Genomic DNA, 12,293 nt, shown 5'->3' with positions numbered 1-12,293 from the left:
TTCATATAACCCAATATCAATATAGAGGAGAGTGCCGTGCTGGCAAACGTTTCTGGCATACAGGACAAACTTAAGCTGATTGACAACAGCAAGGCCTTTCAGGGCTTCGTGATTTTCGTGATCATAGTGTCAGCCTTGTCGATCGGTGCACACACCTATCACCTGCCATCTTGGATGGAGAAGAGTCTGGTGGTGCTGGATGTGGGCATTACTGTGTTTTTTGCCATCGAAATTGTGATTCGATTCTTAGCGAGCGATGGCCCAAAGAAGTTTTTCACTAATGGCTGGAATATTTTCGATACTCTGATTGTGATTGGCAGTTTAATCCCCGCTGGTGGAGCTGGAATTCTCATCGCCCGTTTGTTGCGGATCTTCAGGGTGCTACGACTCGTCTCTATGATCCCAGAGCTGAGAATGTTGGTGAATGCGCTTCTGAAGGCCATTCCCCGCATGGGTTATATCGCCTTACTGATGTTTGTGATCTTCTATATCTATGGCGCCATCGGCAGCATGTTATTTGCCCATATCAATGACTTTCTTTGGGGCGACGTCTCGGTCGCTATGCTAACCCTGTTTAGGGTGTCGACGTTCGAATCATGGACCTCTGTAATGTATGAAACCATGGCGGTCTATCCGCTGAGTTGGATCTATTATCTTAGTTTTATCTTCCTGACAGCCTTTGTATTTCTGAACATGATGGTGGGGGCGGTACTCGATGTGATGACTCAGGAAACACAAGCGATGCGCTTGGAGGAAGAGGCCGAAGAGGAAGCCACCAACCTTAATAGCCAGAAGCTAGATATTAAAGCTAAAACTGAACAGCCTGCCAGCGCCGCCGACGTGGCGGAACTTAAACAGCAGATAGCCGAACTCAAAGGCATGCTGGTTCAAAGTGTGCAGAGGGCGGGATAAGCTTAGTAACAAAGTTCCTAGGTTCTAGATTCTAGGAACTCGCTTCCTGTGTTTTAGCCTTATCTTTGACTCGTGACTCGATGCTATCCCTCACTTCAAACTCTTACTTTATAAAGTAGAACCCGATAAATCCAATCCAGCTGAGCACCAGCAATCCCCAGGGCAGCAGCTGGACGTTTGGCTTGGTCTTAATCTCTGCCGTATCGCTGTCTAGCGCTTCTGCTGCGCGTGCCTTGGCTTTAATCTCCTGCTTGCGGGACTTGTCTCTGTCTCGGGCCTTACTCTTTTGCTGTTTCTTGTATTCCGCTATCCCTTTCTCAATACCTAAGGCGATAAGTTTAGTCTGTTCCTTAGTTTGACTAGGTTTTTGGGTGGACTTGGCCACTTTCATCGCTTCGTTTTGGGTTTCGCTCGAGATGTTCTTTGCCATAAGGTTTTGCTGCTACTCTGAATTAGTATCGACTTTGAATTAGTATCGATTCTGAATGAGAGATGACTATATACTTTAATTAGAATAAGTTCAGTCAAACAAGACGCATTTTTTGATACAAACAAAACCGACTTTCGTAATCGGGTTTTGATATTCTCTCTTTATTCGAAGAGCTGGTTCAATGAACGGGTTCGGTAAACTCACTCTATCTCTTTTAGTTGTTGCCCCAGGTAAGGAACACCCATTGAGTCAAGATACAACCTCGGCCTCACCCATGACCGCTAGCTCAAAACAGAGTAAGCCGCTTTCTTCAGGCTCCGATGTAGCTAAGAGGCCGGTTTTACCTTGGATTGGCACCTTTCTTCGCCCCTATAAGTCCAGAGTCATCGCGGCCATTATCTTTTTGTTTATCGGATCGCTGGCTTGGCTGTCGCTAGGCCAGGGGGTTCGTCTTATGGTCGATGAAGGCTTCTTGCAGGATAACGGTGACAGGCTCAATGAGATAATCATGCTGGTGATAGGTATTACCGCAATAAGCAGCTCCGCCATATTCTGTCGCTTCTATCTGATGACCTGGCTCGGTGAAAGGGTGAGCGCCGATATACGTTTGAAGGTCTACGACCACCTATTGAAATTATCGCCGGGCTTCTATGCAAGGTTGCGAACCGGAGAGGTGATCTCTCGCTTCACCGCCGATTCGACTCTGTTGCAGTCGGTCGTGGGTTCGAGTCTCTCCATGGCCCTGCGCGCGAGCGTTACCGTTGTGGGGGGCATAGTGATGATGGCCATCACCAGCCTTAAGTTGACTGGCCTGGTATTGCTGGCTGTCCCTATGGTGTTAGGCCCCATCTTCTTCTTTGGCCGCAAGGTGAGGGATCTCTCCCGTCAGAGTCAGGACCGAGTCGGTGATTTAGGGGCCTATGTCGATGAGACCCTGCACGAGATCCATACGGTGCAAGCTTATACCCATGAAGATCGTGACAGAGCCCTGTTTACCGACCGCGTCGAAGCCGTAATGGACGCGGCAAAGGGGCGAATTCGATATCGCTCTATTTTAATCGCATTAGTGATGTTTCTCAGCATACTCGCAATAGCGCTGGTGACTTGGGTCGGGGCTCAGGATGTCATTACCGGGAGTATATCCGGTGGTGAACTGTCGGCCTTTATGTTCTATGCGGTGATGGTGGCGGGGTCGGTTGCGACCATCAGCGAGGTTATCGGAGAGATCCAACGAGCCGCCGGAGCCTCCGAGCGCTTGATAGAGTTAGTGGAAACGCCAATCGATATTCCAACCGTTGCCGAACCTAAGGCTTTACCTGAACTCGTGACGGGTGAGCTCACCCTTAAACAGGTGCGTTTCTCCTATCAGAACATTCAAGAAAATGGTGATGCTAAGGCTAATGAACCTCAGGTCATAGGTGGGCTGGATATCGAGGTTAAGCCCGGTGAACGCGTCGCGCTGGTGGGCGCGAGTGGTGCCGGAAAGAGCACTTTATTTGAGCTGTTACAGCGCTTTTATCAGCTCGATAGTGGCACTATCGAGCTCGATGGCATCGATATCGCGATGCTGGCCCCCCAGACGCTGCGCCAACAGTATGCATTGGTCCCGCAAGAGTCGGTCATCTTTGCCACCAGTGTGCTGGAAAACGTGCGCTATGGCAGGCTGGACGCGAGTGAAGAGGAGGTCATCGAGGCCTGTATCGCCGCGCGCGCTGATGAGTTTATTCAGGATTTCAGCGACGGTTATCAAACCTACCTGGGAGAGCGGGGTGTCAGGTTATCGGGTGGACAGAAACAACGGATCGCCATCGCCAGAGCCATTTTAGCCGACAGGCCTATCCTGCTGCTGGATGAGGCCACCAGCGCCCTCGATGCGATTAGCGAGCAGAAGGTTAAGCAGGCGTTGGATAGCTTGATGGCAGGCAAGACGACCTTGATTATTGCTCATCGACTGGCAACCGTGCTCAATGCGGATCGTATTTTAGTGTTAGATAAGGGGCTGTTAATCGCCAGTGGCACTCATCAGGAGTTGATGGCGTCGAGCGAGCTGTATCGCGAGTTTGCCAGCCTGCAGCTGATCACAGAGACTGTATAGCTACGAGCCGTAACTGTAGGAGCGGCTTTAGCCGCGAAGGCCCAGAAGATAGAACTAGGGGTTATGAGCGAATATGATGGACTGATATGAGTTGAGAGGATTTACTGATGATTTTCGATACTTGGGACACCCCTTTCAATGAGGGAGAGTTATTTCTCGTTAATGCAACATGGGGAGGAGACGAGTGGAGTGTCAGCTACCCAGACGGTAAAACCTATCGCCTGCCTATGCCGACAGGCTCAAAAGAGATATTAACGCTCACCCTGTTTCATCTTGAAACGGAAGCCATATACGAATTGAGGTTTCAATCGGCATCGGCATTTCGGGTGTTGGATGAGGGAGGCCTGCTTGATATCTGGAGCGAGAAACAGACGAACCATAACTGTTTTAAAGTTAAAGGCCATGGTTGGAGCGAAGGGAGTCCGGTGAGTTTTGCTATGGGTAGCGATGATGGCTTCTCATACTGCATAAGTACTGATGATGATTGTGTCGAAGTGGTGTGTGATCAGCCTCCTGAGATTTTCTTCAAACAAAAGCTGTTGCCAGTTATTCGCTGATACGTTCTATCGTAGAGGGATCTATATGAACAAAATAATCAAAAAAGTGCTGTTTTCTGCGCTGCTCTCTGTGGGTATTTACCTTCTCATTGCGATGAGTCTTACCCTGTTTGGTGCACCGTCGTCAGAATCGAGCGAACAGGACCCGCCTGGCAAGCAAGGGGAGAAGCGTGCAGGTTCTGCCGGTATCAATTTCAGTGAGATGTTACTCGACTACAGTCAGATGCCGCCACTGCAGAGCTATGGCACAAGAGGGGAAGGACAACTTCGATATCGGTATTACTCTTCAGACTCGGATAAGGTGATAATTTTAATTCATGGCTCCGGCTGGCACAGTCAGCAGTTTTATCCGCTGGCCAAATTTATCAGTGAGCAGGGCTTGGCGCAGGTCTATACGCCGGACCTGCGCGGCCATGGCGTCAATCCGCAGATACGTGGAGATATCGATTATATCGGCCAATTCGAAGATGACCTTGCCGATCTGATTTTCGGAATAAAACAGGACTCACCCGAGTCCAGCATCATCATGGGTGGGCACTCATCGGGAGGAGGCTTAGCAATACGCTTCGCCGGTGGGCAGTACGGAGAGCAAGCCGATGCTTACCTGCTGCTAGCGCCATTTATTTTTTATAATGCACCGACGACAAGGCCGAATGCGGGTGGCTGGGCAACCCCATATACGGCCAGGATTATTGGTTTGAGCATGCTCAATAACATCGGCATCCATCATTTCGATAATTTAATCAGTATCGAGTTTAATATGCCGGCAGCCTTTCGAAACGGCACCGAAACCTTGGCCTACTCGTTCCGTCTCAATACCTCGTTCGCCCCACGGGATTACGAAGCCGATCTTAGTGCGATATCTCAGCCACTGCTGGTGTTGGCAGGCACCGCCGATGAAACTATGTTTGCGGAGAAATATCAGGAACTCATTACCGAACATGTGATAAATAATCAGCAGGTTGAGGTGAGGGTATTAGCCGATTTAAGTCATATGGGGATCGTGGTGAGCCCGGATGTCAGGCCTGTTATAGGAAGCTGGCTGGAAGGATTGTAGAGGTTAGGACAGATTTGAGTTCCTAGATTCTAGGGCCTAGGAACTCGAAGACTCAACTTCGTTGATTGTTATAGAAGGTAAAGGGGAGCCAACTGGCTCCCTATGTATCAACTTACAGCTTATAACTTTCTTTGCCTTATCTTTAGCTCGCTTCATTCCCGGCTAAAGCCGGTCCTACACGCCTTTCCTCAACTCTCTTCGCAGGATCTTACCTACGGTAGATTTTGGCAGCATAGGTACAAACTCGACTATCTTAGGGATCTTATAAGCGGTTAACTGTTCACGGCAGTAGGCCAAGATGGTTGACTCCACCTCGATGGTGTCCGCCTCATTATTGGCGAGTACGATGACGGCCTTCACCGCTTCACCACTGCGTTCGTTGTCTATGCCAACAACGGCACATTCGAGTACGGCGTCGTGGCTGGCCAGAACCTCCTCCACCTCGTTAGGGTAGACGTTAAAACCGGAAACAATGATCATGTCTTTCTTACGGTCGACGATCTTATGAAAACCGTCTGCCGTCTCTATGGCGATATCGCCGGTTTTAAAGAAGCCATCTTTGGTCATCACATTTGCGGTGTCGCCCGTATTGTTCCAATAGCCGCCCATCACCTGAGGGCCTCTCACTGCCAGCTCACCACGTTCACCCAATGGCACTTCGTTGGCATCGTTATCGAGGATCTTTACCTCAGTTTCCAGCACCGGCTTACCGATGGTGCCCAGCTGTTCATGTCCGGGAGCATTGAGTGAGACGACGGGTGATGTTTCAGATAAGCCGTAGCCTTCGGAGATGGTGCATCCCGTGGTTTGTTGCCAGACATTGGCTGCGGCCTGTGTCAGGGCGGTCCCGCCGGAGATGGTAATTTTCAGATGACTGAAGTCTAACGCCTTAAATTCAGGTTGATGGCAGAGACCGACGAAGAGGGTGTTGAGACCTGCAAAGCCGGTAAATGGATATTTAGAGAGGGTAGCGATTAGTGATGAGATATCTCTCGGGTTGGGGATCAATACCGAGCAGCAGCCACGCTCGAAATAGAGCACCAGATTCACCATGAAGGCGTAGATATGGTAGACGGGAAGCGGCGCGACAAATATCTCTTCGCCCTCTACAAGCTTCTCCCCTAAACGAGATTTAATCTGCATCGCGTTAGCGATTAAGTTGCTGTGGCTCAGCATGGCTCCCTTAGATAACCCGGTCGTGCCTCCTGTGTACTGCAGCGCTGCCAGTTTATCTATTTGGCTTGTGATCCGGTTAAATGGTGATTGCTCTCCCTTTGCCAATACGTCATTAAACAAGGTGGTATCAAAGGGGACCTCGGGTTGCGCCTGCGGGGATATCAGGTCTAAGGCATGGGTGGATATGACGGTTTCGATGCCGGTATTGGCGACAACATTGGTGAGAGTCGGTAGCAGGTCGGATAGGATAACCACAACCTTAGCCCCGGAATCATTAAACTGATGGGTCAGCTCACGTTCGGTGTACAAGGGGTTGGTGTTAACCAGCACCATGCCGGCCCTGATGGCACCATAGGCGGCGATAACGAACTGAGTAATATTTGGCAGTTGTATTGCGACGCGATCGCCCACTTCCAAAGCGGTATGATTTTGCAGATAAGCGGCAAAATAGCGTGAGTCGCGCTCAATTTCAGAAAAAGAGGTGTGATGCCCAAGGCAGGCATAGGCAGTCTTGTCACCGTAACGGGTGGCGGCCTGCTCAATCAGGTCGATAAGAGAGGTGTATTTTGTGAGGTCAAGTTTCACATCTGAATCATATGCCATAGGTACTGCCCTTGTTCAATAAATTGAATACTCGTTAATCTGAATGTTTTGTTGTTTTCATAGAATCAAACAGGCGTTTAGATTAGTGCTAAAAATAGTCGCAGGTCAATCAAATATGAGAAATAGATCACATTAAATATAAAGGCTAATATCTTGTTAAAATTAGAATTTATACTCTATTTACTATTTTGGGTAACGATTTTTCCCATCTGCTGCCTCGTTATTAACAGATGATTTTCATCACTCTTTTTAGCCTGTTTTTGATGGTAAGGTTATGAAAAAGCCCCGTTTAGTTTGTGGTTTTTTTATCGAGTTTATTTGTGATTCTTCAGATTAGATTCGGAGCTTTGAGGGCCAAATTAGAGTGAGACGTTCGTTAGTCATTTGATTATCTGGATGGAGATGGAGCCCAACAGACTCGCTCAGGGGAGAAGATCCCGAGAGCGAGAGTTGTGTTTGCCAAGGTTTTATTCGTTTTAGGTCGGTTAGCTAAGCTCAGATAGTTAAACTTAAGCCAGAATAAAGCATGTCAGTTTACCCACAACTGGCTATAAAAATTGGACCGAAGAAGTTAGTTTCCTGAAAAACCGCAGTCTCATCGTGACCAACTTCAGAGACCGAAAATGTGATTGTAGTCGGCGTGCCGGGTAACATGAGTGGATCGGCACGTACCGTAACCGGGTAATCGAGCAGTTCACCTGGTTTTATCACTAACTCCTGCTGCGCGGAGAGTTGAAATAGATCCTGGTTATTGACAGATAGGCGATAATACCGTGTCTCTTGGGTCTTGTTTCGAATCTTGAGCGTATAGCTATTTTCAACCATATCATCGACGGTTTCACGATATAGCTCCTGCCTGTCACGTATGACACTGAGCTGAATATCGCTGCGGCCACTCATATCTATGCCAATCACGATAAACATGATGACGGCAGCCATGCCATAGCCGATAAACTTAGTCGATCTGTATACGGGTTTTGCTTTGTCCTTTAGAGCATTTTCACTGAAGTAACCGATAAGGTTTGGCTGGTATCCGAATTTCCCCATGGTTTCATTGCAGGCATCGACACAGGCACCGCAGTTGATGCACTCGTACTGTAAGCCATTGCGGATATCTATGCCGGTAGGGCAAACATCCACGCACAGGTTACAATCGATACAGTCTCCAAGCTCAGTTTCCTGTTTACGTTTGCGGGGGCCACGGCTCTCACCCCGCGTCGCATCATAGGTCACGGTTTTAGTGTTGCCGTCGAACATGGCCGACTGGAATCGGGCGTAGGGGCAGCAGTGCAGGCACATCTGCTCTCGCATCCAACCGGCGTTGAGATAGGTACACAGGGCGAAGAACCAGACCCAGGCAGAAACCCAGAAGCTGGCCTTCAGGGTAAAGATATCCGGGTAGAGTTCTCTAGCCGGAACGAAGTAGGCGATAAAGGCGCAACCTGTGAGCAGTGCGGCTAGCCCCCAAGCCAGATGTTTAGCGAGCCTCTTTAAGAACTTATTCGCGCTCCAGGGGGCCTTATCTAAGGCTAAGCGTTTAGTGCGGTTGCCCTCGATGCGGGTTTCAATCCAGACATACATAAAGGTCCAGGCCGTTTGCGGACACAGATAGCCACACCAGACACGCCCCCAGAAGACGGTCACGAAGAAGAGCAGGAAGGCGGCGGCGATAAAGACCCAGGCCAGCACGGTGAAATCCTGTGGCCAGAGACTGGTTCCGAAGAAAAAGAACTGCTGCGCTTCGAGATCAAAAAGAATGGCTTGTCGACCGCCATAAGAGATAAAGGGAAGCAACACAAACAACATCACCAGCCCCGTGTTCATCCCGGTGCGGATCTTCTGAAACACTCCCTTCTGCTCCTTTATCTGGATCTTCGTTGAGCTCTGGTTGGCTGAAGGAGCCCTATCTACAGGGATCTGTTTCACAGGAATGCGGTTACGCGTCGTTTGATATTTTGGGTCACTATTATTGTTTGGCATCTTACTTCTCTAAATGGCACTAGCCAGACTCTACACATGCGCAGATATAGCAAGGCTTAGGCCAACAAGGCGAGCTTGATAACTAACTGAAAGTAACTGGTTTTATTTCTTACTGGAATGTTTTGGGTCACGACATGTCGCTTTGTGGCGATATGTCGTGACTTGTGGGGCTGAAACCCTTAGAAAAAGCCGGAAGCGGATTGTCCCGGGATTACACGGGGCGGGTGATATTAAGTTTCTTCATGCGGGATCTAAGCGTACTCGAGGGCAAGCCCAGCTTAGCTGCGCTGCCTGTGGGACCTGAGATGCGCCAATGGCTCTCCTGCAATACCTTGGTGATATGTTGTTTCTCTATCGCGGCAAGGCTCTGATCGCTTGAGCTTTTTACTGTCTCATTTGGTGACGATTCTGGAGCGAGTTGCTGGGACAGCTGCAATACCTGACTCTGAGAAAGTATGGACTCTCTTTCGATAACATTTTGCAGCTCGCGCACATTGCCCGGCCAAGTGTGTTGCATCAGCCTCCGCAGCCCCTTGTGACTGACACGGGTGATCTTCTTGCCCAGCTTGCGATTAAGCTCTTGAATGATATGGCTGACTAGCTCGGGGATATCGCTGAGTCTGTCTCTCAATGGAGGGACGAAAATAGGGAAAACATTGAGACGGTAGTAGAGATCCATGCGAAATAGCCCCTGTTCAACCCGCTTGAGCAGATTATGGTGGGTGGCGGTGATGAGTCTGATATCGACCTTAATGGTGTCGCTGCTGCCGACTCTTTCAAACTCCTGCTCCTGGATCACTCGCAGGAGTTTAGACTGAGCTTCCAGAGTCAGCTCGGCCACCTCATCGAGGAATAGGGTTCCGTTATTCGCCAGTTCGAACCGTCCCTTACGGCGACTCGTCGCGCCTGTGTAGGCGCCTTTTTCGTGGCCAAAGAGTTCACTCTCGAGCAGGTTCGAGGAGAACGCGGCGCAGTTAACACAGACTAAGGGCTTGTCTGCACGATTGCTGAGTTTATGCAGGTTTCGAGCGACTAACTCTTTGCCGGTTCCATTTTCGCCGCTGATTAACACCGTACTCTCGGTATTGGCAACCAACTTAATCTGCCCGATGAGCTGCTTGATTTGCACACTGGTACCGGAGATCCCCACATCACCGGTTTTATCTGCCAGCTCCAGCTGAAGATACTGATTCTCCGAGGAGAGCTTCTCTGATAGCGCCTGAACCTGCTGCAGAGCCTGCCTGAGAGACTGTTCGGTCTGTTTCTGTATGCTGATATCACGAAATATCGCGACTACACCAACGAGGCTGTCATCTTTATATACCGGCGTCGAAGAATAATGCACGGGAAAGCTGCTGCCGTCCTTGCGCCAGAATACTTCATGGCTTATCTCGCGGGCGATACCATCTTTTAAGGTGTTATATATCGGGCACTCTTCCTTGGGGTAATGACTACCATCTAAGTGGCTATGATGATGACAATCATGGATATTCTTTCCGAGCAGTTCGGCACTTTTCCACCCTGTCATGCGCTCGGCTGCGGGATTAACAAATACCGCATTACCTTCTAAGTTAAATCCATAAATCCCCTCGCTGACCGCATTGAGAATAAGCTGGTTTTCCGGCAGAAAGCCGTCATGATCTGAGCTTGCATTTAAATTAATACCGGTCATAGGACACCGAAAGAGTATGTGGTTAAGGTCAGTATAGCGCTAAATGCCAGAGTCGCGAAATATCGTGGATTCCATTGTACCGCTTGCAAAAGCCTGACGCAGCTCTTACCATCCAGAAAAGTGCATTAGATGAAGCTCTGAATGGCAGAGTCTTTCGATTATTAGGGGTTTTATGAGTTTTACTGCCTGGCTGAGTTTACTGGCCATCTGCTGTTTGGGCGCTATGTCGCCGGGTCCGAGTCTGGCTATGGTTGTGCGTCACACACTGACGGGGGGCCGTGGTAAAGGCATACTCTGTGCCTGGGCGCATTCCATCGGTATTGGCTTGTATGCGTTAGTGACATTACTGGGACTGGCCGTCGTGCTCAAACAGGCGCCTATGGTATTTAATGGTATTGCGATTATCGGTGCACTTTATCTGGCCTGGATGGGGGTTAAAGCATTAGGTTCTAAGGGAGGCATATCGGATAAGTTAGATGCCGGAAATGGCTCAGATAGTGCCTCATCAACAGAACCAGCGGGTCATTCGAGGGCTGCGACATTCGCGGCGGCACGAGATGGCTTAGCGATTTCGTTATTCAACCCTAAAATAATGCTGTTCTTCCTGGCCCTGTTCAGCCAGTTTGTTATGGCCGCCGAGAGTCTGTTTGGTCAGTCATTAATTGTATTCACGCCACTGATTATCGATGGCCTCTGGTACACCTTTATTGCGCTTATTCTGTCACACCCTTCGGTGTTGCCTAAGCTCAGAGCAAAGGCTGCCATCATAGATAAACTCTCGGGTGTAGTACTCATCCTGTTGGCCATTCGGGTGATAGTGACAATTTAGCCGTTGCTTCGATACTAAACCAACATCAGGCCGATACGCCGGATACAAAAATGCCATCGCAGTTATCTACTGACGATGGCACTATTTTGAGCTACGAGCTACGAGCTACGAGCTACGAGCTACGAGCTACGAGCTACGAGCTACGAGCTACGAGCTACGAGCTACGAGCTACGAGCTACGAGCTACGAGCTAAGATATTCAAGCTGGATACTGCTCTTTACAAAGAATGAGTTCAGTATGATGCGAATAGAGGCATTAAACACCGAGTCTATTTTATCGGCGTCCCATCACGCATCACACTTAGCGCTTAAAACTTATAGCTTTGAACTAAGAAATTAAGCAGGCTCTTCAGTCTTTTCTTCTTGAGATACCGGTGGATTCTTAATGTGATCTTCCAGATTATCGTTAAGCATATCTTTGTATTCTTTTGAGAACCACTCGAGTGCCGCGTCTTTTTCTGCCGCAAGATCTGCAGATTTTAGCGCCGCTTCGAAAGCGTTGAAACGTGAAGCTGCAAAGCGTAATGCCGTGCCTACCTTACTAACATCTTGCTCTTTACCGCTTAACTCGTTTGCAAGGGCAATAAACTGATCGGCTAACTGAAAAATGGTGGTTTCTTTTTCCGCTTCTGACATGGTGCACTCACTCTGTAATAAATTTTTTAGTAGCCGGATTCTAACTTAAATTAGCCATTAATAAATCATTGTTATGAACTATATGCGATCTTAATCGCTATCGGTTACCAAGAATAAGGTTTCAGCTCTCACATTCTTGGAGCTGGAAACGAGGAGACTATGATGACGGCAGTGATGGCAAAATAACGACGGCCATAGGCCTGTTGCTTTGTAGACGGCTTCGCCTAGCCGACATCAACTTCGTTGATTGTTTGAAGAGCTACGGCTTGGGGTTCTACTATATGTAGGAGCGGCTTTAGCCGCGAATGTTTAAGAGCCGCGAGGTTCGAGGCTCGAGCTACGAGTTA

General features: G+C 49.0%; 10 protein-coding genes. 5 read left to right on the top strand and 5 right to left on the bottom strand.

Annotated elements, in window-relative coordinates:
* The first annotated feature begins 36 nt into the window (after positions 1-36).
* The gene (locus SSED_RS19335; RefSeq protein WP_012144034.1) at positions 37-912 is read left to right on the top strand and encodes an ion transporter; all 876 of its coding nucleotides are present in this window, start codon (positions 37-39) and stop codon (positions 910-912) included.
* A 103-nt stretch (positions 913-1,015) separates the two neighbouring features.
* Here SSED_RS19335 and SSED_RS19330 read toward each other — a convergent pair whose 3' ends face one another.
* Positions 1,016-1,342 (bottom strand): DUF2956 domain-containing protein, encoded by a 327-nt coding sequence (locus SSED_RS19330; protein ID WP_012144033.1) that lies wholly within the window; start codon positions 1,340-1,342, stop codon positions 1,016-1,018.
* 274 nt (positions 1,343-1,616) lie between these two features.
* Here SSED_RS19330 and SSED_RS19325 point away from each other — a divergent pair, with 274 nt between their 5' ends.
* The 3 genes from SSED_RS19325 (at position 1,617) to SSED_RS19315 (ending at position 5,051) form a co-directional block, all read left to right on the top strand.
* On the top strand, positions 1,617-3,437 hold the full coding sequence (locus tag SSED_RS19325) for an ABC transporter transmembrane domain-containing protein (RefSeq protein WP_150104456.1): 1,821 nt from the start codon (positions 1,617-1,619) through the stop codon (positions 3,435-3,437).
* Positions 3,438-3,544: 107 nt separating this feature from the next.
* Positions 3,545-3,994: a hypothetical protein gene (locus SSED_RS19320; RefSeq protein WP_012144031.1), complete on the top strand. Its 450-nt coding sequence runs from the start codon at positions 3,545-3,547 to the stop codon at positions 3,992-3,994.
* A gap of 25 nt (positions 3,995-4,019) precedes the next feature.
* Positions 4,020-5,051 carry an alpha/beta hydrolase gene (locus tag SSED_RS19315; protein ID WP_012144030.1) on the top strand — a complete coding sequence of 344 codons (1,032 nt, stop codon included), beginning with the start codon at positions 4,020-4,022 and terminating at the stop codon, positions 5,049-5,051.
* 174 nt (positions 5,052-5,225) lie between these two features.
* On the opposite strand, the gene SSED_RS19310 is transcribed toward SSED_RS19315, so the two are convergent.
* The 3 genes from SSED_RS19310 to SSED_RS19300 all read right to left on the bottom strand — a co-directional run bounded on the left by SSED_RS19310 (position 5,226) and on the right by SSED_RS19300 (position 10,482).
* The gene (locus SSED_RS19310) at positions 5,226-6,830 is read right to left on the bottom strand and encodes an AMP-binding protein (protein ID WP_012144029.1); all 1,605 of its coding nucleotides are present in this window, start codon (positions 6,828-6,830) and stop codon (positions 5,226-5,228) included.
* Positions 6,831-7,364: 534 nt separating this feature from the next.
* A complete protein-coding gene (gene ccoG / locus SSED_RS19305; RefSeq protein ID WP_012144028.1) occupies positions 7,365-8,810 on the bottom strand; it encodes a cytochrome c oxidase accessory protein CcoG in 1,446 nt (481 codons plus the stop codon).
* 211 nt (positions 8,811-9,021) lie between these two features.
* Complete coding sequence (locus SSED_RS19300) at positions 9,022-10,482, bottom strand: sigma-54 interaction domain-containing protein (protein WP_012144027.1); 1,461 nt, start codon at positions 10,480-10,482, stop codon at positions 9,022-9,024.
* Positions 10,483-10,654: 172 nt separating this feature from the next.
* On the opposite strand from SSED_RS19300, the gene SSED_RS19295 reads away from it, so the two are divergent.
* A complete protein-coding gene (locus SSED_RS19295) occupies positions 10,655-11,311 on the top strand; it encodes a LysE family translocator (RefSeq protein ID WP_012144026.1) in 657 nt (218 codons plus the stop codon).
* A 335-nt stretch (positions 11,312-11,646) separates the two neighbouring features.
* On the opposite strand, the gene SSED_RS19290 is transcribed toward SSED_RS19295, so the two are convergent.
* Complete coding sequence (locus SSED_RS19290; protein ID WP_012144025.1) at positions 11,647-11,946, bottom strand: DUF3144 domain-containing protein; 300 nt, start codon at positions 11,944-11,946, stop codon at positions 11,647-11,649.
* Positions 11,947-12,293: the final 347 nt, after the last annotated feature.

The sequence above is a fragment of the Shewanella sediminis HAW-EB3 genome (assembly GCF_000018025.1).
Lineage (GTDB): Bacteria > Pseudomonadota > Gammaproteobacteria > Enterobacterales > Shewanellaceae > Shewanella > Shewanella sediminis.
Note: the sequence above shows the minus strand (reverse complement) of the source record. Positions and strands in the feature narration are given on the sequence as shown.

Bases quoted from the DNA above. Each gene is read 5' to 3' on its own strand.
- SSED_RS19330 (WP_012144033.1), bottom strand. From the start codon at position 1,342: ATGGCAAAGAACATCTCGAGCGAAACCCAAAACGAAGCGATGAAAGTG.
- SSED_RS19325 (WP_150104456.1), top strand. From the start codon at position 1,617: ATGACCGCTAGCTCAAAACAGAGTAAGCCGCTTTCTTCAGGCTCCGAT.
- SSED_RS19320 (WP_012144031.1), top strand. From the start codon at position 3,545: ATGATTTTCGATACTTGGGACACCCCTTTCAATGAGGGAGAGTTATTT.
- SSED_RS19315 (WP_012144030.1), top strand. From the start codon at position 4,020: ATGAACAAAATAATCAAAAAAGTGCTGTTTTCTGCGCTGCTCTCTGTG.
- SSED_RS19310 (WP_012144029.1), bottom strand. From the start codon at position 6,830: ATGGCATATGATTCAGATGTGAAACTTGACCTCACAAAATACACCTCT.
- ccoG (WP_012144028.1), bottom strand. From the start codon at position 8,810: ATGCCAAACAATAATAGTGACCCAAAATATCAAACGACGCGTAACCGC.
- SSED_RS19300 (WP_012144027.1), bottom strand. From the start codon at position 10,482: ATGACCGGTATTAATTTAAATGCAAGCTCAGATCATGACGGCTTTCTG.
- SSED_RS19295 (WP_012144026.1), top strand. From the start codon at position 10,655: ATGAGTTTTACTGCCTGGCTGAGTTTACTGGCCATCTGCTGTTTGGGC.
- SSED_RS19290 (WP_012144025.1), bottom strand. From the start codon at position 11,946: ATGTCAGAAGCGGAAAAAGAAACCACCATTTTTCAGTTAGCCGATCAG.